Origin of the sequence: Nonomuraea sp. NPDC050153 (genome assembly GCF_044460125.1) — a bacterium.
Taxonomy (GTDB): Bacteria; Actinomycetota; Actinomycetes; order Streptosporangiales; family Streptosporangiaceae; genus Nonomuraea.
The window spans coordinates 652,081-676,400 of record NZ_JBITJQ010000002.1 but is presented as its reverse complement, the minus strand read 5'-3'; the positions used below and the strand labels follow the sequence as shown (position 1 = coordinate 676,400).

Below are 24,320 nucleotides of genomic sequence, written 5' to 3'. Positions count from 1 at the left end.
TTCAGGTGTTGGCCCGCACCCAGGCCTTCCTGTGGTCCTCGGACTGCAGGCGGGCCTTGGCGGCGGCGGCCGGTGTCACCGGCTCGGTCCGCCAGCCGCTGAGCGTGTCGCGCAACGTGCCGACGAAGTGGGTGCCCGCCTCCGTCAGCCCGCCGCTGTCCAGGAGCGTGCCCGTGACGTGGAAGGCGCTCTCGCGCCAGCGGGCGAACTCCACCTGGGCGCGCAGACCGTGCTCGGGGTCCTGGGTGTGCCGCCGCCAGAACCCGGCCACGCCCGCGTGTGCGTACGCGCCGTGCAGCAGGCCGAAGAGCGGGCGCGGATCCGGGCGCCAGGGCGCGTAGAAGCGGCGCCCGTCGTCGGGCAGGACCAGCTCCACCACCTCGCTCAGTCCGTTCAGCTTGGCATGCTGGAGCTCGTGGGCCAGGGTCAGCGCGGTGCCCATCCCGTCGACCGGGTCGGAGAGCGCGATCGTCCCGAAGGTGTCCCGCGCCGAGGCGCTGTGCTGCTCGATCGAGCGGGTGACCACGGGGGTGACGACGGAGACGGCCGCCTCGAGCTCCCCTTGTACCGTCCAGTGGCGGGCCCGCAGCACCTTCCACGCCTCCTCCAGGCAGGTGACCCACGTGCGCCGCCGCTCGGCGGTCAGGCGCCCGTCCGCGTCGTCTCCCGGCCAGCGGTAGGGGTCGAGGTCGTCGATGGTCACATACGCCTCTCGCGCGACGGGCACGCGGTGCAGGACCTGCCAGCCCGGACGGTCGCCGGACACGTCCACCTGGTACGTACGGCCGCCGGCCCGCAGTTCGGCCCCGTACGAGGCAGGTTCGACCGATATCTCGGTGACCTCGGGAACGTCGTCCGCCAGGGTCAGCAGTCCCACGGAAGGCAGCATGAGCGTGCCCTTGACCGGCACCTCCAGACGCAGACGGCGGCCCGTGCGGACGGCCGCGGCCAGGGCGACCGCCGCCAGCCGGCCCGGATCGGCGCCGCCGCGGCAGGCGCGCAGCGCCCAAGCGCCCACCGCGGGGTGACGCAGGCAGCGGGCCACCTCCTGGGGCGCGTCCGCCTCCAACTCCGACAGCGCCTCATAGGCGTGGGCCACCAGCGCGGCGCGTGGCCGCGGGGCCTCCTCCACGAGCAGCCGAACCAGCAGACGGTGCTTGCTCTCTTGCGCGGCGCACACCTCTCTCACCGCCTGTGCGCCGCCCCCTCCGGTGGCCAGCCTGGAGAACGCCGTGCCGGAGATCTGGTGCGGAGACGAGCTCATCCCGCTCCCCGTAGTCGCGCGACGTCGCGTTCGCAGCGCTCGCCGATGTACGAGATCAGCCGGTACAGGTCGGGGCAGTACACGGAGGGTTCGGTGAAGCCGGTGCCAGGGCTGAAGCGGTGGGCGTAGAGGCCCCCGCCGCAGGTGGACATGAGGTCGCAGCGGCGGCAGGCGAGGGAGAGCGCACGTTCGCCGACCTGCCGCACGACGATGGACGGGTGCCGCAGCGCCACGTCCAGGGAGTCGCGGAGCACGTGCAGGCGGGTCTCGGGGGCGCCGTGGTAGGCGCTCTTCAGGATGTCCGACTGCTCGATGCTGCCGTCCGTCTCGATGACGACCATGCGCACCGGGGACAGCCCGACGGTCTCCGCACGTGAGGAACCGCCCATGAGCAGGCGCATGATCTCCCGGAACATCCGGATCTCGGTCTGCAGGACCGGGCTGTCGTACCAGCGGTCGAAGATCGTGATCAACCAGTCGGCGTACGGCGTCGCCTCCGAGCCGGGGACGCGGAAGGGCGGCGGCGCCCCCCAGTTGCCGTGCGGGAGGAGGAAGTCGACCGCGGGCGGGTCGAACTCCAGCAGCGCCTCGTACGTGCGCAACGGGTCGTTTCGCACGTCCACCGTGCACAGGATCCCGCTGAACAGGTGGTGGTACGGGCCCAGGGCCAACCGCCGCAGCGACTCGCTGACCTGGGCGTGACTGCCGCGCCCGTTGGCGAAGCGGCGGTGCCGGTCGTGGGCCTCGGCGTAACCGTCCATGCTCACGCCGACGCGGATCTCCAGGGACTCGAAGAGCCGCAGGTACTCCTCGTCGAGCCGGACCGCGTTCGTCTGGATGTTGACGTTGACCCGGGTACCGGTGCTGACGGCGCCACGGATGCCGCGTACCAGGCGGGAGATGAGCTCGGTGCCCGCCAGCAGCGGTTCGCCGCCGTGCAGGATGACGTCGATCTCCGGCAGGTCGTGCCGGGTGGCGTGCTCCGCGATGCGCTCGATCGCCCGGTCGGCGATGGCGTCGGACATTCTGCGCGGCTGTCCGCGCCAGCTCTGGTCCGCCATCTCGTACACGTAGCAGTGACGGCAGGCGAGGTCGCAGCGGCTGTGAATCTTCATGATGAACTGCTGGAACGCGAGCGGTTTCCAGCCGCTGGACAGCAGCGCGTCGACGTCGGGAAAATCTGGGAACCCGTGGGTCATCACCGGTTCCGAATCAGGGTTACCTAACAACGGCTACCTCTTAAGCGTCGTGAGCCCCGTCCTGCACTCGATCGGAGCAGGAAAAGGCGTTAGAACCCTTGTTCTTATGTCTCACGACTTGGAAGGCGAGTCAAGATTTATGCCGTGTAGAGCGAAATGTCTCCTGGTAATACAGTAATTCCTCGAAGAAAAGGTATAGATCGTCGACTTTCGTGATCATCGGGAGCCAGTCGTACGCGCCAAGGCCGTTCCGTTCCAGCGGCGACAGGAGGTGCGCGGTGGCCCTGAGCGCACTCGGCGGAATCTCCACCGGCAGGGATTGCACCGCGCCTCCGCGGAAGCCCTGGGCAAGCGGGTGCTGCGACCCGCGTACACCGAGCGCCTCCAGCGCGAGCTCGGCGGGATGCGGTGAGACCGCGCCCGCGGCCAGCTCCAGCGCGTCCGGGTTGGCGAGGGCCACCAGGACGCGCAACTCGGGCGCCAGGTCGCGCAGCACGCGCGGCCGGCCCGACTCGGCGTGTCGCTGCCTGCGCGCCAGGAGCAGCAGCATCTCCGGCGCGCCATCCCGCTGCCCGCGCAGCACCTCCGGCACGCAGTCCGACGGCGACCGGGCGGCGACGGCCAGGCGCCGCCCGATGGCCTGTCGAACGAGGGGGAGAGGCTCCGCCAGCATGGCGTCCACCAGCTCCTGGTATGCCTGGTCCGGATCGGTCCGGAGGACGTGGGCGTAGCGGCCGACGGGGTCCGGCGAGTTTGCGTCGGGCGGCGTCTGCCTGACGAGCCGGTCGAGGTCGCGTGGGGACTGCAGGCTCGACCGCGGGTGGCTCACCTTGATCGAGCCCAGCCGTCCCCTGACGTACAGCGTGCCACCGGCCGTCCCGGCAGCCCCGATCATCAGTGTCAGCGTCAGCGGTATCGACTGGATCGGCGCCGAGGCCAGTGCGGCGATCACCAGCGCCGCGGTCGTGCCCATGGCCACCTTCAGCCGGCCGAGCAGCGTCCCACGCCGCTCGACGACGTCGGCGCGGCTCCTGCGGAACTCCTCCCAGTCGGCCGCCGCGCGCGCGTCCCTGGCCTCCGCGATGCGTTCCCGCAATTCGTCACGCCGGGCCGGCCAGTCGGAGCGCGACTTCCGCTCCGCGCGTTCGAGCCGCTCGGCCAGTTCGGCCAGCTCCCGGCGCAGCGCCGCCGCCTCGCCGCGGCGCTCGACGCTCAGCTCCTCCAGACGCGCCAGCAGGGCCTCGTCCAGTGTGTCCGGCTGCCCGGCCGGCCCGCGTATGGCGGCGATCCGCTCGACGAGGCCGTGCAGCTCGCGGGCGAACGCGGCGGAGCCGTCGGCCACCAGCACCACGGGGATCGCCTCGCGCAGCGTGTCCAGCACCGGCGGGCTGACGTATCCCGTGACCAGGAGTGCCGTGAAGCAGCGCGGGCCCGACTCGAGGACCTCGGATGCGTTGGCCACCTCGTCGTCGAAGAACACCGCCTCGGAAAGCCTGATCACCGCCCGTGGCTCGCGTCCGTCGGGCACCTGGAACGACGCGAGCCGGCCGTTCTCCTCGACCCGCTCGGCGCTGAGCCCTTCGGCCCGCAGTTCGGTCTCGATCTGCTTCGCCAGGGAGGCGAGGTCGGGAGAGCGGCTGCGCCGTGCCGAGGCCCGAGAGACCACCTCGGCGTCGATCGACGACAAGCGCGGCGCGGCGGCCTCGAAGCTCGCCCAGGCCAGCTGGAGCAGCAGCCGGATGTTGCCGCCGCTGTGGCGCAGCAACTCCCGCAGGCCCATGTCGGTGAACGGCTGGATGCCCGTGTGCGGCGCCTGGCGGGCCGCCCCGATGTACGTCGAGAGCACCAGCTCCGCCTGGTCCGGAGTGAGCGGCAGCAGGTGGCAGGCCCCGGCGCCGAGCCGCTGGCGCAGGTCCTGCGGCATGACCTCCCATCCGGTCTCGCTCGTCACCAGGAGGAGCAGCCCGGACGCCTCGGGGATCATCTCGACCAGCCCCTGTAGGAGACCGATGTTCGCGGCCACCGGCTCGCCGTCCACGAGCAGGAACTTCTCGCACTGGTCGAGCACGATCACGAACGGCCGCCCGCCCCTGGTCACCAGCGTGGCCAGCAACTGCAGGCCGTATCGGCAGGTGAGAGGATCGTCGATGCGGCCGTCGACGCCGATCGCGGCGGCGGCTCCGGGGCTGATGGGGCGGCCGCACAGCCAGTCGTAGGCGGCCTCGGAGTAGTCGGGCCTGATCAGGTACGTCAGGGCACGCTGGAACCGCGGCCCGTCGCCCGCCACGGCGGCGATCTCCTTGGCCTGCTCCTCCAGGACCTCTCCCGTCTCGACCAGGTCCGGCCCGAGCCGGTCCGGCGCCATGCCCTCGGCGTGGCTCGCGCGGCGCACGGCTCGGGCGGCCAGGTCACTCTCGATGGTGCCGAGATAGCCCAGGCTCAGGTCCGCCAGCAGCGTCTGCGAGAGCTGGGAGACCAGGCGGCGGTAGGCGGCGACGAAGTCGTCCTCGTGGAAGCGGAGGTAGAGCTGAACTGCTTCCGGGCGCTCGTCCTGGACGAACGCCATCATGTGGCGGGCCGCGTGGGTCTTGCCGATGCCGTGGGCGCCGTACAGGCAGCTGAGCCCGCCGTCGCGGGGGAAGCCGTCGAGGTAGGCCCGGGCCAGGCGCTCGGCCCTGCTCACGCTGGGGAGAACCGCGGTGCAGGCGCGGCCCGGCCAACTGCTCAGGAAGGTCGGCAGCGAAGTTTCCTCCCCGCTGGCGATGCCGCGGGCCGGGAAGGGGTTGCGCGGGGGATAGTCAGCCATGCGTGCCTCCGAGCCCGTTCCAGCTCTCGCCCTGCCAGATTCTGAGATGCAGCCAGTCGCCGGGCATGTGCAGGTCGTCCGTCGGCCACGGATCGTCCTTTTCGTACTCTCTGAGGCGGAACTCGAGCAGCAGCGCCAGGCGCCGCATGGCCTGGCCCACGGTGTATGCGCGCCCTCCGAGCGCCTCCACCAGGCCTTCCGCGTGAAAGGGAGGGGGCGGCCGGCCGCTCCACCGGCGGCGGGCCAGCTCCGCGATCTCAGCAGGGGTCAGGGCGCCCAGGTCCACGATGTGGCCGCGGGTGGTGAACCGCTCGCGGTCGGCCACGGTGAGCTGGGCGGTGTTCGCATGGTCGTACGCGTCGACGACGAACACGACGACCGTGCTCGTGCGTTCGAAGACCTTGGTGGCCAGCCAGATCAGCTTCTTGGTCGGCACGCTCTCGTACCGCACGCCGAAGCCGACGTTCGCGGAGGCGAAGGTGGCGCCGGACGACCACGCGATGTCCTGCAGGTCGTACTCGTTCATCGGATCCGTGCTCGTGCGCCGGCCGAGCTCGGAGAAGCGGGCGCGGAGTTCCTCGGGGACGTTGATCGCGCAGTCGTTCATCATGTTGCGCAGGTCGAGCAGCGTGGAGCACATCTGCGTGTACGCGTCGTGCGTCATGTGCTCGGGCTCGGCACAGTGGGTCACGAACGCGCGGTCCGGCTTCGCGGTGGCGTCCTGGTAGAGCCGCAGGACGTGGTTGGCCAGCGAGGTCCTGCCGCTCTTGCCCACCCCGGTGATCAGGAAGAACGCGGGCCGGTTCCGGCTGACCGCGCGCTCGATGGCCGCCTTGATGGCCGACAGGCGGATGCCGGCCAGTTCCAGCAGCAGCTCGCGATCGGATTCGCACGTGACGGCGTCCAGCGGCCCGACGGCGTACGGATTGCTCTCCAGGCCGTAGAGCTGGTACCGGGCGTCGGCGGGCCGCATCTCAGCCACCGATCATCGTCAGGTAGTCGCGCAGCTCGCCGGTCGCCGGTTCGAACGCCGACCCGGCGAACAGCGGCGGCAGGAAGTCGTACTTGCCGTGGTAGGCCCTGGTCAGGCTCTGGATCTCAGCGGCTTGTGGGCCGAAGCGCAGCTGGAACCCCCTGAGCGCGTCGGTCGCCAGCTTGTCCTGGTGGATGAGCTCCATGGCCACCAGCAGGGCCGGCCGGCGCACCACGTCGGCGAACAGGTCCGGGCTCTGCACGCGCAGCACCACCAGCCGCACGACCAGGTCGGTGTCGAGGCTCCCGAGACTGGGCGTGCCCTCGATGACGGCCTCCGTCACCCGCAGCAGGTTCAGGACCCGCTTGATCTTCCGGGGGTTGGGGGCGACGATGCTCTCCAGCGTCGCGACGTGCCTGCCCGCCAGGTCGCCCAGGAGCGAGGCGCGGATGAAACCGCCGACCTCCATCGACCCGATCGGGTAGAGATGCAGCGGAAGCTGGATCATCTTGTCGAGATAGTCGTCGGCGATGACGGCGTGATCGGGGAACTCGAACGACTTGTACTTCACCGACACCCCGCGGTCCACGACCTCCTTGGACAGGGCGATTATCACGAAGACGTTCCTCAGGTCGAGGAAAAGCTTGATCGACTCCAGTACGTCGATGATCTGGTCGGGCTCGCACCGGTCCAGGTCATCCACAAAGAAAACTACTTTTCGGCCCTTTTCGGCCAGGCTGTCGGCCTCCTTCTGCAGGAGACCGCGCAGGCGGCCGGTCTGGCTGTCGAGCTGGCCGCGGAGCTCGGCGTACTGCTGGGCGAGCCTGCCGATCTTCTCGACGCTCGCGGAGCCGACGTTGATCCGCTTCAGGAGTTCGTCGGCGGCGAGGTTCAGCATGATGACGCCGAGCCGTTTGACGTTGTCGGCGAAGCGGTGGGCGGGATCCTGGTCGAGCGCGTTGTGCAGGGCGTTCAGGAGGGGGAGGAGCATCTCGGGCTCGCGGCGGTGCATCCAGGGGTTGAAGTGCACGCGTACGAACTCCGCGCCGTGCCGGTCGAGCAGCCGCTGGTCAACCATTTGCAGCAAGGACGATTTCCCGCTTCCCCATGCGCCGAAAACGCCGATGGTGAACGGGGTCTGGGTACGCGGATTTGTAATGACCGAAACAAGCGGATCGACGTAACGCCGAAACTGGAGAAGATCTCCACGCCAATCCGCGGGCGCGTCGGAGAGCATTGCGATATCGGGCATCTTCCCCCCCAAGGAAGAGGATGCGTCGTTCGAGCCGCACAAAACCACGGGTTATCGAACTGTGATATCACTGCGCGCATGCCGATTTCCAGAGATTCGCCGCTTTCCGCACGCGATCGGGCGGGCTAGCCGGTCGCGGCGACGTACGCGTCCACCTCGGCCAGGTACGCGTCCTTGAGGTGCCGGGGCAGCCACGTGATCTCGAAGGCGTTGCGTTCGAGCTGAGCCACCTCCTCGCGCGTGAGCCGGAGCTCGGCCTGCAGCGCTTGGAGGTTTTCGCCCACGTAACCCGCGAAATACGCGGGGTCGTCGGAGTTGATCGTCACCCGCACGCCCAGGTCCATCAGCTTGCGGATGCCCTCGGCCTTCATCGAGTCGGTGACGTAGCCGTTGGAGATCGGGCAGCAGGTCAGCCCCATGCCCCGCTCCAGGACCACCTCGACGAGCCGCTGGTCCTCCAGGATGTTGACGCCGTGGTCGATGCGGTTGACGCCGATGTCCTCGACGGCCTGGCGGATGTGTTCGATGGAATCGTCCTGGTCGACGTCGCAGTGCATGGTCAGGAGGTAGCCCTCCTGCCGGGCGCGCTCGTACACCGCCGCGAACTTGACCGGCGGGTTGCCCCTCTCGTCGGAGTCGAGCCCGACGCCCGCGATCCACTCCTTGTACGGCAGCGACTCCAGCAGCGTCGCCATCGCGTATTCGGCCTGGAAGTCACGCAGGAAGCACATGATGAGCTGCGCCCGCACCCCGAGCCGCGCCTCCGCGTCCATCAGCGCCCGCCGCAGCCCGCGGATCACCACGTCGAACGGCACCCCGCGCGAGGTGTGGGCCTGCGGGTCGAAGAAGATCTCGGCGTAGCGGACGTTCTGCTCGGCGGCCTTGCGCAGGTAGGCCATGGCCAGGTCGTAGAAGTCGGGCTCGGTGCGCAGGACCTGCATGCCCTCGTAGTAGACCTTGAGGAAGGACGTCAGGCTGTCGAAGTCGTAGGCGGCCCGCATCTCCTCGACCGACGAGTACGGCAGCTCCAGTCCGTTGCGCCCGGCCAGCTCGAACTTGAGCTCGGGCTCCAGCGTGCCCTCGATGTGCAGATGCAACTCGCACTTGGGCAGCCCCGCGATGAAGTCCTTCACATGCCCAAGCTTAGAAGACGATCGCGAGCCCCACGGCGAACAGGAGCCCGTACGCCATCTGCAGTTTGCCCGTCTGCTGCAGCACCGCGATCAGCGCGGGGCCCACGGCCCTGCCCAGCACGGTCCTGATCGGGGTGATCGCCAGCGGCGCGGCGAGCAGCACGAGCGCGGCCCACGGCGTCACCGTGACCATCGCCGGCGCCACCACGAACGGCACCACCTGGCAGGCCACGTAGAGGGCACGGGTGCGCTCCGGCCCCAGCACCACGGCCAGCGTGCGCTTGCCGGTCTGGCCGTCCGTCCCGACGTCCCGCAGGTTGTTGACCACGAGCATCGAGCACGAGAGCAGCCCCACCGGGATCGACGCGAAGAAAGCCGGCCAGCTCAGCGACTCCGTCTGCACATACGCCGTGCCCATCACGGGGACGATCCCGAAGAACACGAACACGGCCACCTCGCCCAGCCCGCGGTAGCCGTACGGGCGCTTGCCGCCCGTGTAGAACCAGGCGGCGGCGATGCACGCCACGCCCACCAGCAGGATCCACCACGCCCGCGTGGCCACGACCAGGATCAGCCCCAGCACCGCCGCGACCGCGAAACAGCCCAGTGCGGCGATCAGCACGTCCCGCGGGCTCGCCGCCCGCGAGCCCACCAGCCGCATCGGGCCGACCCGCTGGTCGTCGGTGCCGCGGACGCCGTCGCTGTAGTCGTTGGCGTAGTTGACGCCGATCTGCAGCGACAACGCCACGAACAACGCCAGGACGGCCCGCCACCACACGAAGCCGCCTTCGCCGATCGCCACGCCGGTGCCCACCATGACGGGCACGACGGCGTTCGGGAGCGTGCGCGGGCGGGCGCCCGCGATCCACTGGCCAGGGGTTGCCATGATCTGTCGTTCGTCCTCTAGCTGATGTCCGTCGCGAGCCTGATCATCCGGATCGGGCGGCCCATGTCGAGCACGCGTTCGGCCATGTCCTCGCCCCAGCCGGCCGACTCCAGGAAGCCCAGCACCGCGTAGTTGTCGGCGAACACCCAGGTGACGATCTGCCGGAACCCGTCCTCGCGCAGGTAGTCGACGGTCGCGTTGAGCAGCCGGCTGCCGTGGCCCCGGCGTACGAAATCGGGATCGACCAGCAGCGTCAGCATTTCGGCCACCACGCTGGGGTCGAGGTCGGGGTCCTCGGCGGGGGCGTGGGAGGCCAGCCCCACCACGCGCTCGCCGCCACGCGGGGTGGTCAGGGCGGCGCTGCCGCCCGCGCCCAGGGCGGGGAAGCCTTCGGTGTCGAGGATGGTCTCCACCGCCACCAGCACCCGGTGCCTGGAGGTGGGCGGGGCGACGATCGCCTCGTCCCACTGGCGCAGCCACATCTTCTCGGCCGCCGCGCCTGTCATCTGCTCGAGTGGGCCCTCGGGGAGGAAGTCCCGATAGCCGTAGCGCCAGGCGCGGATCTGAGTATTCGCAACCTGGAGCACATCCTCGCGCCGGGCCGCCCGGACGCCTACGTCTGCCATCTCGGCCCGCTCCTTCGCCTGCCGTTCATGCCACAAGGCACGAGTTACACCGTATCGGTGTTTGACCCTTGGAGACGACGCGAACCCCTCTTCGCCGCCGATCTCGCCCAGAGCTTCCTCAGCCGGTTCGCGTCACCTCAGCCAACGCCCGGGCGAGTCGCCGCACCCCCTCGTGCAACTCGGCCAGATGGGCGGCGGCGATGTGCGTCACCCGGATCCGCGGCCCCGGCGGCTCGGACGGGTAGTACAGCCTGCCCGGACTCACCAGCGCCCCGTTGCGCCTGGCGGTCTCGACGAGCGCGCTCTCGTCGACCTCGGCGGGCAGGCGCACCCACAGGTGCATCCCGCCGATGGGCAGCAGGTGCACCTCCGCCTGCGGCATGTGGGTGGCGAGCGCGGCCGCGAGGGCGTCGCGCCTGGTCCTGATCTCGTGGTGCACGGCCGTCAGATGGCGCTGCCAGGCCGGCGACCCCACGAACTCCAGCGCCGTCTCCTGCAACGGCCGCGCCACGAAGAACGACTCCACGAGCTGGCTCGCCCGCAGCCGGTGGGCGGCCGGCCCCCTGGCGACCACGGCCGCCACCCGCATGCTCGGCGAGAGGATCTTCGTCAGCGACTTCACGTGGACGACCGTGCCGTGCCGGTCCATGGAGGCCAGGGACGCGGGCGCCCGGTCGGTCAGGTAGCACGCGAAGTCGTCCTCGACCACGAACGCCCCCGCCGCCCTGGCCACCTGCAGCACCTGTTCCCTGCGCTCCATGGGGAGGGTGGCGCCCGTCGGGTTCTGCAGGGTGGGCTGGCAGAAGAAGACCCGTGCCCCCGTGACGGCGAACGCCTCGGCCAGCAGGTCAGGGCGTACGCCGTCCCGGTCGATGGGCACGGCCGTGGCGCGCAGCCCGGCCGCCCTGGCCGCCGCGATCGCCCCCGGATAGGTGGGCGTCTCGACGAGCACCGGCGTGCCCGGGGCCGCCAGCGCCCGGAACGCGTGCGTGAGGGCCGCCTGGCCGCCGCTCACGATCAGCGCGTCGGCCGCGGTCACGTCGCCCCCGGCCTGCCGCGCGAACCACCTGCGCAGCTCCGGCAGCCCCGCCAGGGGCGGCATGGCCCACGCGTCCGGCCTCCGTACGGCCCGCGCCGCCGCGGCCGCCAGCTGTTTGTCCGGCCGCAGGCCCGCCCGCAGATAGCCGCCGGTGAGGGGCACCACGCCTTCGGCCGCCGCGCCCAGCAGCGTCGCCACGGGCTCCTCGTCGACCACCCGGTCCCCGAGCGCCACGGTCTGCCACGAGAGATCGACGGCCTCCTGCGCGGCGCTCACCTGAGGGGTCACGAACACCCCGCTGCCGGGCCTCGCGACCACTCTGCCCTCGGCGGCCAGCTGCCCGATGGCCCTGGACACGGTGACGGGGGAGACGTTGTGCAGCCGCATGATCTCCCGGCTGGACGGCATCCGCGCCCCCGGCCCCAGCCGTCCGGCCTCTTCGCGCAGTATCGCGGCGATCTGGGCGATACTGCTATCGTTGTTCATGAAAAGTCAGAATAGCGCTACTGCTCTCGATGGAGTAGCACTCCCTCCCGGTCCGGGCCGCGCCGCGTCGCCGGCGAGCGCCGGCCAAGGCACCGCCCTGGCCTTCCTGGGCGTCCTGGCCTTCTCCGGGTCCCTCCCCGCCACCGTGTTCGCCATGGAAGGCTTCCACCCGTGGCTCGTGGCGATCGGGCGCGCAGGTGTAGCCGGATTTATCGCGCTGGCCTGCCTTAAATTCGCAAAAATCCCCATAATTCCGCCAAGGCGTGACTGGCCGGCGTACGGTCTCATCTCCCTGGGCGTGGTCTTCGGCTTCCCCGTCTTCAGCGGCCTGGCGCTGGCCCTGGGGGCCAGCACGTCGCACGCCGCCGTCGTGGTGGCCCTCCTCCCGGCCGCCACCGCCGCCTGCGCCGTCCTCAGAGCGGGCGAACGCCCCCGCCCTCTCTTCTGGGCGGCCTGCGCGGCGGGCGCCCTGGCCATCACGGCCTTCACCCTCACCCAGAACCAGGGCACACCCACCTGGCCCGACCTGCTCATGGTGGGCGCCCTGCTGTCGGCCGCGGTCGGCTACACGGAAGGCGGCCGGCTGTCCAGGCGAACCCCGGGCTGGCAGGTGATCTCCCACACCCTCGTCCTCTCGCTCCCTCTCACCGTCCCCGTCACCGTCGCGCTGGCCCTCCTCACCCCCATCACTCCCACGCCGCACGCGATAGCGGGCTTCGCGTACGTATCGCTGATCTCGATGTTCCTCGGCTTCATCCCCTGGTACGCGGGCCTGGCGAGGGGCGGCATCGCCCGAGCCGGGCAGACCCAGCTCACCCAGCCGCTCCTCACCCTGATCTGGGCCTGGTCCCTGCTGGGGGAGCGATTCGGGCCGGCCACGGTGGCCGCCGCCCTGGTCGTTCTCGTGTGCGTGGCCATCACTCAGCGTGCCCGTACTTGAAAGCCGTGACGCCGCCCAGCAGGATGGGGGAGGAGGTGTCACAACATGGCGGACCTCACGATCCCAGAGGGCGGCTTCTGGCCCGCGCCGGAGATCCCGCAACCCAACATCTATCCCATGGAATGGCGGGTGGAGACCGAGAAACTCGCCGCGATCTACGAAAAGTCCAAGCGCATGGTCTGGAATCCGGCCGACCTGCCCTGGGACGGCCTGGACCCGGACGACTTCACCCGGGAGCAGCGGCTGGGCATCATGTACTGGTTCGCGGTCCTGGCGAACTTCGACGCGTCGGGGCCGGCGGTGTTCGCCCGCGCCACGATCCAGGCCTTCGAAAAGCACGAAGAGGACCCGGTACGGAAGTGCTTCTTCTCGATCACCCGTGACGAGATGAACCACGAGGAATGCTGCCAGCGCACCATCGCCAGACTGTGGCCCGGCGGCCCACTCGACTGGACTCCTTCGGACGACCTCGAAATGGCCGCCCACAACAACATCGGCTGGCTCTATCACAACGGCGGCCGTTACTGGAACGGCTACAGCTCCGCCGTCGGCAAGTATTCGCTGCCGGTTCTCTTCACCAGTTTCATGATGGGGGAGATGGCCGCCTCGACGTTGTTCAGAGGCATGTCGTCGGGCACTCGGCATCCGGTCTTCCGCGAGATGTTCCAGCGAATAGGCAGGGACGAGTCGCGTCATCTCCAAATCTGCATGACCATATTGGAGAACGAATGGCCGGGGCTCACCGACGAGACCCGTATCCTCATCACCCGCCAGCTCAGAGCGGGCTTCGTGTTCCTCAGCATGATCCTGTGGGAGCCTCCCGAGGGGTTCTGGGAGCTGCCGCCGTACTTCCTGTCCAACCACCGCGTCCTGATGGATCACGCCAGGCAGGCGGGGCTGGGCGTGCTGTCGTTCGAGGAGCAGGCGGAGAACTGGCGGGTGGCCATGGCCAGGATCCGCGCGATCGTGGAACGCTGGGGCATCGCTTTCCCCGCCATTCCCGAGCTGGATCTGGAAGGCGTGCCGGTGGAATTCATCGACCCGGAGGACATCATCCCGGTCTTCTAGCATGCTGTTCCATGTGGCCACGCATCGACGGACTCAGAGTCCTTGAACTGGGCACGCCCGGCGAGCTCCGCACCTGGCTGACCGAGCTGACCCTGGCAGGCGAGAAAACGGCCACGGCCGGTCTGCTGCCCCTCGACTATCACGCCGAGGGTGAGGAGGTGGAGCACGTCGGGGAGCGTCTGGTCCTGGTGGACGACTCGGGCGCGCGGGTGGCCGGGATAGAGATAACGCGGGTGCGGCTGACGCCGTTCGCGGAGGTCACCTGGGAATTCGCCCAGGCCGAAGGCGAGGGCTTCCGCTCGACGGAGCACTGGCGCGAGGTCCACCGCCGTTACTGGGAGGGGCAGGGGTGCGAGGTGGACGACGGGGCCACGGTGGTGTGCCTGTGGTTTCGCGTCGTGGACCAGGGGATGTGAGCCGGAGGCGGCGGGTCAGGAAGAGGGCCTGCGCTCCTCGGGTGAGACGTAGCTGCCGCGATGCGGAACGGTGACCACCCATCCCTGCTCCCGCAGCAGCGCCAGGGCCCGTCGTACGGTCTCGCGCGCGGCGCCGTACTGGCGCACCAGCGTCACCTCTCGCGGCAACGGCCGGTGTGCTGTCAGCTCACCGGCCGTGATGCGTTTCCTGATTTCCTCGGCGATCTGCCGATAAAGCGGAATCTGCTCGGCCCCTTGCCCGGGAGAGCTGACGAATGTGCCTTCGCCCTGACGCGTATGGACCAGCCCTTGATTTCGCAGCACCCGAATCGCCCGGCGCGCCGTGGTCCGGGCCACCCGGAACTCCCGCTGGATTCCCGCCTCGCTGATCACGAGATCTCCTGGAGAGAGCTCGCCGGTTATGCGTGACTTGAGGACTTCGCTGATCTGAAGATAGAGGTATGTGTCACCCGAGCGATCCAGCACGTCTCAATGATATACAAGCGGCCTGACAATGGGAGGGCGATTAAGAATCCCTATTCCTGGGCCACTTTTCCGGCTCATTCACAAAAGTGCCCCTATAAGGGACGGTGAACACCCATCCCTGCTCCCGGAGATGCGCGACCGCCTGCCGCACCGTCACCTTGGCGACGCCGTATTGCCGCATCAGCACTTTCTCGCCGGGAATAGCCCGGTTGGGCGAGATCTCGCCCTGCGCGATACGTGTGGAGACCTCCGTGGAGATCCTCTGATACAGCGGGACCTTCCGGGGCGACCGCGGCGTACCGGGCCGGCCGACGAACGTCCCCTCACCCTGAATCGTGTGCGCCAGCCCCTGCTCCCGCAGTTCCCGAGCCACTCGCCGGGCCGTGGTGCGCGCGATGTCATAGTCCTTTTCGAGCGTCGCCTCACTGGGGACTGGATCGCCCGCTCTGAGTTCACCTCGCTCGATCTGATCGCGCACCAGGTCAGCGACCTGCTTGTAGATAGGCACGGGACCTTCGCGATCTAACACGGTACGGATATTAGACGAAACCGTACAGACCTGCACAAGAAAAACGTCTAGCGGAAGAGCGGATACATGCCCCGAACCTATGAGTCGGCATGCCGCGAGAAGCCCCGATCCTCCGAGGCCCCGCCGTAATCCTCGCGGGCCAGTCGGTAAAGCCAACCGCCGTGCCCATCCCGGACACCATGCATCACTTCGTCACCCAGCGTCATCGAACGAGACGCCGGACACCGCATCCCCACGGAACCGAAGCAACGCACCTCGACCACTACGACTCCGGCGCAACTGAGACCCATCCATCAGCAGCAACTCCACCGGCCACTCCGCCTCATCGGCCCGCCTCATCGGCAACGCTTGTGCCATCGGCCGCTCTCGCCTCATCGGCCACGTTTCGCCTCACCGGGCAACCACCGGCCTCCTCAGCAGTCGCGGTGGAGATCCATTTCCTCGGCCACCCTGGACATAGGGCCCGCCCCCGGCATCTCTCGCCGCCGCACCCCGGCCTGATCCGAGCCGAACATCCCGCCGACGATCACCCTCGCCCAGCTCGCCCAGCTCGCCCAGCTCGCTCGGCTCGCTCGGCGGGGCGCGGGCGGGGCAATCAAGTTAGGCGCCCTCGTGGGTGGGCCACTTTCCGGGCTCACTCACGTACGTCCCTCTATAAGGGATGGTGAACACCCACCCCTGCTCCCTGAGATGCGCGACGGCCTTCTTGACCGTGACCTTGGCGACCCCATGCCGCAGCATCAGAGTCTCCTCACTCGAAATCGAGCAGTTCGGCCGGAACGTACCGCGCCTGATTTTCGCAGCAATATCGCGAGCGATGTCCAGGTAGAGGGCCTTCGTCCGCCTTATCCGAGGAACGCCGATCGGCCCAACAAAAGTGCCTTCGCCTTGGACCGTGTGGACGAGTCGGCGCGCACGCAGCTCCCGAACCACATTGCGCGCGGTCGATCGTGCGATGCCGAACTTCGCCTCCAGCGCCGCCTCACTCGGCAGGGCCTCGCCGGCCCGCAACCACCCGCCGACGATCTGCTCTTCGATCGCGTCAGCAATCTGGACGTAGATCGGGACAGGCCCATCACGATCGAGCATGCTCACAGCGTAGACGTCTGGATACAAGCAGGCGAGCAGAGTCAGGCCAGGGGCCACGACTCCTTCGGAGACACGTAACTGCCTCGCTGCGGGACCGTGTAGATCCATCCTTGCTCCCGCAGGAGCGCGATGGCGCGCCGTACCGTCTCCCGGGCTACGTCGTACTGCTCCACCAGCGCCGACTCGCCCGGTATGGAGCGCCGAGGCGGGAAGCGTCCCTCCTTGATCTGTTCTGCGATATCCGTTGCGATCTGCTGGTATAGAGGGACTTTCCGCTGCTTACGAGGCGCTTCGTCTGGCCCGCCGACAAAGGTGCCTTCGCCCTGAACGGTGTAGATGAGTCCTTCCTCGCGAAGTACGTGCACCGCCCGCCTGGCAGTGGTCCTGGCGACTCCGAACTCCTGCTGAATGTCCGCCTCACTCGGCACCGGGTGTCCGGACGCGAGACCGGAGACCCGCTCCCGAAGGATCTCGGCGATCTGAAGGTAGATGTGGGTGTCGCCGTCGTAGTCGAGCACGCCTGCAACTTAGACCAACAGGTGCAAGACCTCCCATATCGTTCTGTCTATTTAGACAGAGTGCACCTACTCGCTAGGCAAGAGGAGACAACCAGACGTATCTTTAATCCATGCCCAAGCCCCTTGACCGGTCCTGCTGCCGGATCGCAGTCCATGTAGGGGATCCACGACCCGACCACGTGGCCATCAGGTGGGATCCCGTGTTGCCGCACACCGCACGCGTACGAGTCCGGGACTACACGTGTGCTTGCATGCCGACGTTCTACGAGCTGTGCGAGAGCGGCGGCCAGTACTTCATCCGCAGGACCCGCCGCGTTGGCCAAAAGACGGTGATCGACGAGAGCGGCCGGGTCATTCACTCAAAGGCAATGGTCACCTGGGCTCAATTGCTGGACGGGATAGCTTGCTGACCGCAACCCGAGCGTCGGCAGGGTTTGGCTTTCACACGTCGCCGACGCCTTTGAAGCGCCGTAGGTGGCTGGTCGCGACGCACCATGGACAGGGTTCTCGTCTTGTCGCCTTCCCTGCACTCTGCTGGACGATCCAGGCGCACTGGGTACGCACGGAGGCGGTGCCGGGCCGGTCGAAGATGCCGGACACGAACGGAGGCGCGGACTTGGGTACGCAGATCGGCAGGTTGTGGAGGTGGAGTGTCCTGCAACTCTGCGAGGAAACGCCCGCCAAGGGCGCGCCGATCGCGGTGACAGTCGGAAATCACCAGTTGAGAGCTTGCCGGGCCCGGCGCCGGCGTCCCAGCACCCAGTTGGGAACAACGAGCCCTGGCGCAGCTTGGGGGTCGTCAACTCTACGGTGCCGGCTCGGATGTCCCACTCGAGGCCCGGCAACCGTTGTACGAGTTGGTCCGTTCACTGCCGCGTTCGCCGTAGTCGGCCCCCACTCCCGTGGGCGAAGCGTCCGCAGGTGCCTTTCCGCACAAAAGCCGTGCCTTGATCCTGAAGTTTGGAGCTCTCAAGGGACAAGGGTTGTGTCGCACCCTGCGAACAGCGCTCTCATCGCTTGGCGACCGCAGGCCTGCGGAGAGTGGGATGGACAGGTGTCCGGTTCGCGCTTAGGCCGCCGAGCGCGCGAACCGGACACCCTAGGTGATGGCACCCGAAGGTGCCATCGGGGGCGCACCTTGCAATCCCAGGCGACGCGCCTGCCCGAGCGCCCGCCGAAGAGCGCCGGGCCGCGCCTGGAATCGGTGCGAGTGACGGGCATGGTCCCGAGCCCTCCGGAGGCACGGGACCATGCCATTGCGAGTAATGGCCGGCTGACGTCCGTAACGGCCTACCCGCGGTATTAGATTCTCATGGGCGTCACTTGGAAAACTGCAGTTCGGCGCTATACACGGGATGATTCCCTTTGGTGTTCGGTGGGTTCATGGTCCCTAGAGGAATCGATTTATGTGGGGATTCGCCGCCAAGCGGCGTCCGTGATGATCAGGTGGTCGAGGAGCCGTAGCCCCACCGTCTCGGCAGCGTGTACGAGCTGGGCCGTGGCCTCGAGGTCGGATGCGCTCGGTTCGAGGGAGCCGGCCGGGTGGTTGTGGGCGAGCCCGAACATGGCTCCGCTCGCGGTGAGCACCTCCGTGATCACCTCCCGGATCGGCACCGCAGTGTGGTCGGATGCGCCTTCGGTCAGGATCGAATGCTTCAGCACCCTGCCGCGGGTGTCGCACACCACCAGGACGAGCCGCTCCTGCTTGCGGCCGCGGAGCAGCGGGGCGCAGTGGTTGGCGAGGTCGGATGTGCTGGTGATCCGTTCGCGCTCCGGCCACGCGTCCGCACGGCGTACGAGATGAAAGGCCGCGGCGACTCGCGCGGCCTTGGCGGGGCCCACTCCGGGCACGGCGAGTAACCGATGCGGGTCCGAACGGCGGAGGCCATCGAGATCTCCGCAGTGTTTGATCACCTGGCTGGCCAGGTCCAGGGCACTCGACCCGCGAAATCCCGAGCCGAGCAGCACGGCCAGCAGCTCGCGGTCCGCCAGCGCGGCAGCGCCGCTGGACATGAGCCGCTCGCGTGGCCGGTCGCTCTTGGCCAGGTCTTTGACTCGCATCGGCAACCTCCGCGACCGTTGTATCAGCGCGCACCGACAATCTCTGACCTGCGGTTTTGTCGGGAATCCAGCGTTCGTCGCAGGGGTGGGGGAATTGTGTAAGCCTGGCGCGCGGTCGGCCTCGGTGATCAAGGCTGAGGCGAGCCGGCGCGTCTGCGCGGCGATCTCGTACGGTGACATCGGCCGCCTGTTCTCCAGTCGCCACGTGATCGCCTGCACGAACATGCCTCCCGCCAGCGTCGCCACCAGGCCGCCTGATGTGGGGAGCGGGTCCAGGTGCTGGGCGATTATGTTCGAGAGCGAAGTTTGCATCCTCGCCGCGAATCACGGGCTGCCTTTCCTGCCGAGTAATGCGCCATACAAACGCCGATATTCGGTGACATGTTCAAAGAATGCGGCCCAGCGTTCGATCGGGGACCGCTCGTCGCCTTCGGCCACGCTGCCCGGCAACGCCTCCATGGCCTCGTCGAAGATCTGTTCCACGAGGTGGTACTTGTCGCGATAATTCCGATAAAAGGCGGCTCTGCTCACCATGGCCTGTTCGGTAATTTGGCGCACGGTGAGACATTCGAACCCGCGTTCCTCGATGAGTCAGACCAACGCGTCCCTCAGGAGCTTTCGCGTACGGCGGATCAGGACGTTGCCGGTTTATTGCGACAAATCTCGATCCTTGTCCAGATCGGCACATCTCCCTGGTCGGCAGCATGACGTCCCGACAACATGCCTGGATTGAGGATGACCGTGAGAGCACTCGTGGCCCAGCAGTACGGCCCGCCGGACCTCTTCGCCATCAAGGACCTTCCCGTCCCTGAGCCCGGCCCCTGCCAGCTCCAGGTACGGGTGCGCGGCCTCGATCAACTCCGGCGACTTCCTGCCGGCCGATGGCACCGTGCGCGACCAGGTGCCGCCGGACTTCCCGCACATACTGGTCACCGACTCGCCGGGACAGTGACGCGGCTCGGGCCCGATGCGGACGGGTTCGAGGTGGGGGACGAGGTGTTCGGGTTCGGGGCCCCGCCGTCGTACGCGAAGGGTGTGGGGATGGCCGCGATCGCCTCGGGGGCGATGGCCGAGTACGCGGTCGTCACTGTCGGTGATTACCTGGCTGAACGGCCGGATGCGCTGGGCCCCGAGGTGGCGGCGGCGCTGCCCAGCACGGGGATGACCGGGCTCGCGGTGGTCGAGGTCGGCGAGTTCGAGCCGGGGGAGAAGGTCCTGGTGATCGGCGCGGGCTGGGGGCGCCGGCAGCGTGGTGGTGCCGATGCCGGCCGGGCGGGTGGAGGTCATCGCGACGGCGGCCGGTGAGGACGAGCGGTATGTCCGCACGCTCGGAGCAGTGAGCTCGTTTGACTACCTCACGGCTGATGTCGCCGAGGAGAGTCTGCGACGCCATCCGGGTGGTGTCGACGCGATCGTCAACCTGGCGCTCAGGGGCGAGCCGTTGATCGCGGCGGCCAGGGCGATCCGCCCTGGAGGGCGCCTGCTCAGCACCACGCCTGGTACGCCCGAACAGTCCGCGTTCGGCCGGGAAGATCTGTCAGTGACCGTGGTGATGGGCGCGTTGAAGGTCCATGACCATACGCTCCGGGCCATCGCGGCGTATTTGCTCGACGGCACGCTGCCCGATCCGATCAGCCGCCGGTATCGGTTCGCGGATGCCGTCCGGTCTTATCAGGATTTCGTTGGTATGCGGCATCGCGGGAAGTTTGTCGTCTCGATGGGGGGAGGGGCATGTTTGATGATGCGGGCCGCCGAGTGCGACGCCGATGAGCTGAACGTGCGCGCCATATCCAAGCTGGATCCGAAACAGGGGAGGCGTTCCTCCGCGTCCACGGCTCCGGCGTGAACCCGAACGATGTGAAGATCCGCTCGGGCGGTATGCGCACGATGTGGGGCGGAGGTTCGGGGACAGACTTCGCGGGAGGCTGAAGCGGTCGGGCAGCGGGTGTGGAGTTTCTGGCGGGAGTCCGCGGACGTACTGGCTTCACGGCCGTACAGGCGCTGCAGTCGGCCGTGTCACCGCCAATCCCGCGGCTCCACGATCTTTGCCAAGCCCCCGCCCGCAGCCAAGCTCTCCACCCTCAGCCAAGCCCGCACCACGAGTGATCTCATGCCGACCGACATCTTGCCCTCGCATCGGGATCACTGCCCTGCGGGCACTTCGCGATGTCGTCCCCCAGTTGCCTGGCGGGGGCCGGTTCGCTGTCAGGCCACGGCTGGCTGTCGGCCTCGGCTCACCGTCGGCCTCGGCTTGCCGTCGGGGCTGGTTCGCTGTCGGTCTCGGTTCGCCGTCAGGACCAGCTCGCCATCGGTCTTGTTTCGCCGTCGGGGCCGACGGCTCGCTCGCCAGTGTCACGGTCTCCAGGAACCGCGCCGCCGGAGATCGCCATGGGCGGGGGCAACATCGCGCTCCAGCTCGTGCAGGCCATGGGCGACACCCCCAGCGCCGTGCGTGCCATGGGCGGCAACGCTACCGCCGCGTATGCCGGGTTCTGCCGCGACCTCGGCGCCGCCCACGTGATCGGCCACGCGGTTGGTGCGGGCTGGGCGAGGAGTCCGATGGTGGCGGGCCGGACGAGGAGTCCGACGTGACCCTCGACGCCGACAGCAGTTCGCGCGGCGCGTACAACCTCCTGCTCCGCCGCGAAGGCAAGAGAATGACCACATCCACACGGACGGGATGACGTCCACACAGCTGCTGGCCCTGCACGGGGCACCTGACCGATGGCCCTGCCCGCCGCGCCCGATATATACCCGATTGCGGAACGGATTTACCCACCGGATCGGGCCTTGCCCAGGCTCGACGCACCACCAAACCGGCCACACCCGCCGAAGATGTCCAGGTGCCCGGCTTGGGGCTCCGGGCGAGAAGGGGCTTCGCCCGGAGACGCCCGCGTCCGAGAGGTCAGACGGGCATGCTGTAGGTGACCCTGAACCGGTCGCCTGGAACGACGATATCGCTCGTCTCGACGGGACGGTCACCAGCCCAGTGGGTACGTTCGATGTGCAGCACGTGGACGCCCGCCGCCAGATCGAGCGCGTCACTCTCCGCGGGGCGCGGAACCCGGGTGTGCACGCTCTCGACGACCTCGGTGATCTTTACGCCATGCGCGTACATTCTCGCGACCAGGCTGCGCCGCTCCTCCTCGGACTGCGGTGTGAACTCCAGAGGCTCGTACGACGTGGCGAGCTGCAAAGGTTTGCCCTCGCCGCGAAAGATGTAGTGCGTTCTGGTCAGCGTGGTCGCCTCGCTGAGGCGCAGGCGTTTGGCGATGTCAGGCCCTGCTTCGGTTGGTTCGCTATGCCAGTCCCATGTCACCCGTCTGCCCTGCGATTGCAGGTCGGCCGCGAACGGGGCGGGATGATCGAGAAAGCGCCATCGGTAGAGCGAGGTCAGGTCGGGGCGTTCCCTGACGTAATGGCCCGAGCCCACGCGGCCGATGATGAGGCCCTCGCCCGCGAGCACGCGTAGGGCGTGCCGGGCGGCGGTCTCTCCGACCTGATATTTACGGGTCAGCTGCGCTCGCGATGGGATCGGCGCGCCGGGGGGAAGGGTGCCGTCGGTGATCTGTCGCCGAATGTCTTCGACGACACGCAGGTAGACCGGATCTGAGGTGGCCACTAGTCCATCCCTGGGGGTTCGTGTGAGGCGTTGCCCCATGTTGCCGTATTCGGCAGGTAACCGACCGTCATCGATGGTCGTTGGAGCCCCAACTTTGCGATGGCAGAAAATTATCGGAGAAACCCTGTAACACCGGTGTAAGAGGGACCGATTCTCCGGTAGAGGTCGTCGATGTGTGTACCCCCGAGCACATATCGGCGGCCTCTTCCAATGTGCGCACCATGGGGTGCTGACCTCGTCCGACCTGGCCGAACACGGCCGGTGATCTGGATCTTTGGGCGCATCCGTCCTTGCCGGTCGAGCGGCGCGGACCTTGCAACGTACGGCGAGTGAGCCCAGCCCCTTGAGGCATTCTGAACGCTGGTGCACCTGCCTGGTACTGGCCGCCTCGCGAGCTGCGCGATCGGCGCAAGCCTTCGACGCGAGCTGGGGGTATGCGGGCGTCCGGGATGCACTGCCATTGAGAGCGCGTGGTGGGTATGCACTGCTCTTCGATACGCCTGCCACGCATCCACCGTCCACGCGGGGGTGCACTTGGTGAGCAATTGTCATTTCCCCGGCACGGGTCGCGGTGGCCTCGCCCGGCAGGCTGCCCGCAAGTGGTCTCCTCGTATCGCCGTGGAGTGGCCGTACCTCGGTGGGCCACTTTTCCCTAGGTTTGACGGCACAGACTTCGCCATCAATCACTCGCCAGGACATGTCCCACACTGCTGCGCCGAGCCACCGCCGACCGGTGACCTGGGAGATGTCCAAGCAAGAGGAAGCTTCATGATCGACATAGGCAAGCTCCTTCCGTCCGACCGAGATGTCTGGGAGGGCTTGTTCCGCGCGTACATCGACTTCTACCAGCGAGTCGAACCGGACAAGATGTACGACCGCGCATGGCAGGAGTTCCAGGCGGACACCCGCCTGCACGCCCTCGGCGCGAGGCTGGACGGTCGGCTCGTCGGCATCACGCACTTCTTCTCCCACGCGAACACCTCGGCGCCCGACACCGACGTCTGCTACCTGCAGGACCTGTTCACCGCTCCGGACGTCCGAGGCAAAGGCGTGGCTCGCACGCTGATCGAAGCCGTGACCGGCTGGGCCAGGGAACGCGGCTGCTCCCGCGTGTACTGGAACACGCATGAATCGAACGCCACAGCACGCAGCCTGTACGACAAAGTGGCGGAGAACCGAGGTTTCATCAGGTACCAGATCGAACTGTCGTAGTAGCCGCTTCCTGCCGCCATCCGGGCAACCGCGCGTACGCTGCCGAGCTCGCCTTCGAAAGTTCGGCGAGCGCAGCAGCGGCGCTCCTCCGCGGCGCCCGTTGGGGCGGAGGAGCCCGCCGCAACTGCCGGGTACGGTTCGTCGCCATGGCCGGACGGGTGCCGCGGAGTCAACGGCCACGTGCGGCGCCTGCCGGTCCGGTGCCAGGTGGCGATGGTCAGATGCGGCACCCCATTCGGCCCGGTGGGTGCTTTGGCTGCGGTGAGAAGGTCTGAGGGCCGACGCTGCCTTGGGCCGCGATAGTCGGATGTGACACACCGTGCGCCTTGATGGCTCCTTCGGCGGCAGTTGGAAGATTCACCAGCCGCCACTGCTTTGCGGCCGCGACGGCCGGACATGGCACCTTTGTAACCTCAAGGGCGCTGTAGCTGCTGTGGGCAGACCCGGCGCCACGCCTGCTTGCCGTGCGCCGGGTGCCAACGCCTGAGCGTCATGCAGCTGGGCGCCACGTGTGCCTGCTATGCAGCTGGGTGCCACGCCTGGTCGTCATGTTGCTGGGCATCACGCCTGGCCTCCGTAGCCGGGTGCCAACGCCTGAGCGTCATGCAGCTGGGCACTACGTGTGCCTGCTATGCAGCTGGGTGCCACGCCTGGTCGTTATGTTGCTGGGCATCACGCCTGGCCTCCGTAGCCGGGTGCCAACGCCTGAGCGTCA

General features: G+C 68.1%; 24 protein-coding genes and 1 pseudogene. 8 read left to right on the top strand and 17 right to left on the bottom strand.

The genetic code is table 11. The annotated features are described in order from the left end of the window. Position 1: 1 nt before the first annotated feature. From ACIBQ1_RS07330 to ACIBQ1_RS07290, 9 genes are all read right to left on the bottom strand, one after another. A complete protein-coding gene (locus tag ACIBQ1_RS07330; RefSeq protein ID WP_397275223.1) occupies positions 2 to 1,264 on the bottom strand; it encodes an HEXXH motif domain-containing protein in 1,263 nt (420 codons plus the stop codon). Further along, the gene (locus tag ACIBQ1_RS07325) at positions 1,261 to 2,463 is read right to left on the bottom strand and encodes an FxsB family cyclophane-forming radical SAM/SPASM peptide maturase (protein WP_397275221.1); all 1,203 of its coding nucleotides are present in this window, start codon (positions 2,461 to 2,463) and stop codon (positions 1,261 to 1,263) included. The genes ACIBQ1_RS07330 and ACIBQ1_RS07325 overlap by 4 nt, the downstream gene beginning before the upstream one ends. Positions 2,464 to 2,593: 130 nt before the next feature. Further along, positions 2,594 to 5,269: a hypothetical protein gene (locus ACIBQ1_RS07320; protein WP_397275220.1), complete on the bottom strand. Its 2,676-nt coding sequence runs from the start codon at positions 5,267 to 5,269 to the stop codon at positions 2,594 to 2,596. Next, entirely contained in the window at positions 5,262 to 6,251 is a 990-nt protein-coding gene (locus tag ACIBQ1_RS07315; protein ID WP_397275218.1) for a hypothetical protein, read from the bottom strand. The genes ACIBQ1_RS07320 and ACIBQ1_RS07315 overlap by 8 nt, the downstream gene beginning before the upstream one ends. After that, entirely contained in the window at positions 6,244 to 7,479 is a 1,236-nt protein-coding gene (locus ACIBQ1_RS07310) for a P-loop NTPase fold protein (protein ID WP_397275550.1), read from the bottom strand. The genes ACIBQ1_RS07315 and ACIBQ1_RS07310 overlap by 8 nt, the downstream gene beginning before the upstream one ends. Before the next feature lie 140 nt (positions 7,480 to 7,619). After that, positions 7,620 to 8,627: an adenosine deaminase gene (locus tag ACIBQ1_RS07305; protein ID WP_397275216.1), complete on the bottom strand. Its 1,008-nt coding sequence runs from the start codon at positions 8,625 to 8,627 to the stop codon at positions 7,620 to 7,622. Between the two features lie 10 nt (positions 8,628 to 8,637). After that, positions 8,638 to 9,513 (bottom strand): 1,4-dihydroxy-2-naphthoate polyprenyltransferase, encoded by an 876-nt coding sequence (locus tag ACIBQ1_RS07300; RefSeq protein ID WP_397275214.1) that lies wholly within the window; start codon positions 9,511 to 9,513, stop codon positions 8,638 to 8,640. Between the two features lie 17 nt (positions 9,514 to 9,530). Next, positions 9,531 to 10,139, bottom strand: a complete 609-nt coding sequence (locus tag ACIBQ1_RS07295; protein ID WP_397275213.1) for a GNAT family N-acetyltransferase — start codon at positions 10,137 to 10,139, stop codon at positions 9,531 to 9,533. Positions 10,140 to 10,257: 118 nt separating this feature from the next. Continuing rightward, positions 10,258 to 11,664 carry a PLP-dependent aminotransferase family protein gene (locus ACIBQ1_RS07290; RefSeq protein ID WP_397275211.1) on the bottom strand — a complete coding sequence of 469 codons (1,407 nt, stop codon included), beginning with the start codon at positions 11,662 to 11,664 and terminating at the stop codon, positions 10,258 to 10,260. Here ACIBQ1_RS07290 and ACIBQ1_RS07285 point away from each other — a divergent pair. The 3 genes from ACIBQ1_RS07285 to ACIBQ1_RS07275 are packed head-to-tail and all read left to right on the top strand — an operon-like array spanning position 11,663 to position 14,088. Then, positions 11,663 to 12,604, top strand: a complete 942-nt coding sequence (locus tag ACIBQ1_RS07285; RefSeq protein ID WP_397275209.1) for a DMT family transporter — start codon at positions 11,663 to 11,665, stop codon at positions 12,602 to 12,604. The genes ACIBQ1_RS07290 and ACIBQ1_RS07285 overlap by 2 nt on opposite strands. Positions 12,605 to 12,649: 45 nt before the next feature. Beyond that, positions 12,650 to 13,672 carry a hypothetical protein gene (locus ACIBQ1_RS07280; RefSeq protein ID WP_397275208.1) on the top strand — a complete coding sequence of 341 codons (1,023 nt, stop codon included), beginning with the start codon at positions 12,650 to 12,652 and terminating at the stop codon, positions 13,670 to 13,672. An 11-nt stretch (positions 13,673 to 13,683) separates the two neighbouring features. Then, a complete protein-coding gene (locus tag ACIBQ1_RS07275; protein ID WP_397275206.1) occupies positions 13,684 to 14,088 on the top strand; it encodes an ASCH domain-containing protein in 405 nt (134 codons plus the stop codon). A gap of 15 nt (positions 14,089 to 14,103) precedes the next feature. Here ACIBQ1_RS07275 and ACIBQ1_RS07270 read toward each other — a convergent pair whose 3' ends face one another. The 4 genes from ACIBQ1_RS07270 to ACIBQ1_RS07255 form a co-directional block, all read right to left on the bottom strand. Next, entirely contained in the window at positions 14,104 to 14,574 is a 471-nt protein-coding gene (locus ACIBQ1_RS07270) for a GntR family transcriptional regulator (RefSeq protein ID WP_397275204.1), read from the bottom strand. 40 nt (positions 14,575 to 14,614) lie between these two features. Then, a complete protein-coding gene (locus tag ACIBQ1_RS07265; protein ID WP_397275202.1) occupies positions 14,615 to 15,103 on the bottom strand; it encodes a GntR family transcriptional regulator in 489 nt (162 codons plus the stop codon). A gap of 600 nt (positions 15,104 to 15,703) precedes the next feature. Then, complete coding sequence (locus ACIBQ1_RS07260) at positions 15,704 to 16,192, bottom strand: GntR family transcriptional regulator (protein WP_397275200.1); 489 nt, start codon at positions 16,190 to 16,192, stop codon at positions 15,704 to 15,706. Positions 16,193 to 16,233: 41 nt separating this feature from the next. Further along, positions 16,234 to 16,710, bottom strand: coding sequence for a GntR family transcriptional regulator (locus ACIBQ1_RS07255; protein WP_397275198.1), 477 nt, complete (start codon positions 16,708 to 16,710; stop codon positions 16,234 to 16,236). Between the two features lie 251 nt (positions 16,711 to 16,961). On the opposite strand from ACIBQ1_RS07255, the gene ACIBQ1_RS07250 reads away from it, so the two are divergent. Next, positions 16,962 to 17,120: a hypothetical protein gene (locus ACIBQ1_RS07250; protein ID WP_397275197.1), complete on the top strand. Its 159-nt coding sequence runs from the start codon at positions 16,962 to 16,964 to the stop codon at positions 17,118 to 17,120. Between the two features lie 313 nt (positions 17,121 to 17,433). Here the strand turns inward: ACIBQ1_RS07250 and ACIBQ1_RS07245 are convergent. The 3 genes and pseudogenes from ACIBQ1_RS07245 to ACIBQ1_RS07235 all read right to left on the bottom strand — a co-directional run. After that, positions 17,434 to 17,605, bottom strand: a pseudogene (locus ACIBQ1_RS07245) (transposase); the annotation flags it as partial. Between the two features lie 509 nt (positions 17,606 to 18,114). Beyond that, the gene (gene radC / locus ACIBQ1_RS07240) at positions 18,115 to 18,771 is read right to left on the bottom strand and encodes a DNA repair protein RadC (RefSeq protein ID WP_397275196.1); all 657 of its coding nucleotides are present in this window, start codon (positions 18,769 to 18,771) and stop codon (positions 18,115 to 18,117) included. A gap of 324 nt (positions 18,772 to 19,095) precedes the next feature. Then, positions 19,096 to 19,359, bottom strand: coding sequence for a TetR/AcrR family transcriptional regulator (locus tag ACIBQ1_RS07235; protein ID WP_397275548.1), 264 nt, complete (start codon positions 19,357 to 19,359; stop codon positions 19,096 to 19,098). Positions 19,360 to 19,512: 153 nt separating this feature from the next. On the opposite strand from ACIBQ1_RS07235, the gene ACIBQ1_RS07230 reads away from it, so the two are divergent. The 3 genes from ACIBQ1_RS07230 to ACIBQ1_RS07220 all read left to right on the top strand — a co-directional run bounded on the left by ACIBQ1_RS07230 (position 19,513) and on the right by ACIBQ1_RS07220 (position 21,363). Further along, positions 19,513 to 20,076, top strand: coding sequence for an alcohol dehydrogenase catalytic domain-containing protein (locus ACIBQ1_RS07230; RefSeq protein ID WP_397275195.1), 564 nt, complete (start codon positions 19,513 to 19,515; stop codon positions 20,074 to 20,076). Continuing rightward, positions 20,021 to 20,617 (top strand): zinc-binding dehydrogenase, encoded by a 597-nt coding sequence (locus ACIBQ1_RS07225; RefSeq protein WP_397275193.1) that lies wholly within the window; start codon positions 20,021 to 20,023, stop codon positions 20,615 to 20,617. The genes ACIBQ1_RS07230 and ACIBQ1_RS07225 overlap by 56 nt, the downstream gene beginning before the upstream one ends. A 542-nt stretch (positions 20,618 to 21,159) precedes the next feature. Beyond that, positions 21,160 to 21,363 (top strand): hypothetical protein, encoded by a 204-nt coding sequence (locus tag ACIBQ1_RS07220; protein WP_397275191.1) that lies wholly within the window; start codon positions 21,160 to 21,162, stop codon positions 21,361 to 21,363. 313 nt (positions 21,364 to 21,676) lie between these two features. On the opposite strand, the gene ACIBQ1_RS07215 is transcribed toward ACIBQ1_RS07220, so the two are convergent. Next, positions 21,677 to 22,393, bottom strand: coding sequence for a GntR family transcriptional regulator (locus ACIBQ1_RS07215; RefSeq protein WP_397275189.1), 717 nt, complete (start codon positions 22,391 to 22,393; stop codon positions 21,677 to 21,679). A 768-nt stretch (positions 22,394 to 23,161) separates the two neighbouring features. On the opposite strand from ACIBQ1_RS07215, the gene ACIBQ1_RS07210 reads away from it, so the two are divergent. After that, positions 23,162 to 23,605 carry a GNAT family N-acetyltransferase gene (locus ACIBQ1_RS07210; RefSeq protein WP_397275187.1) on the top strand — a complete coding sequence of 148 codons (444 nt, stop codon included), beginning with the start codon at positions 23,162 to 23,164 and terminating at the stop codon, positions 23,603 to 23,605. Positions 23,606 to 24,320: the final 715 nt, after the last annotated feature.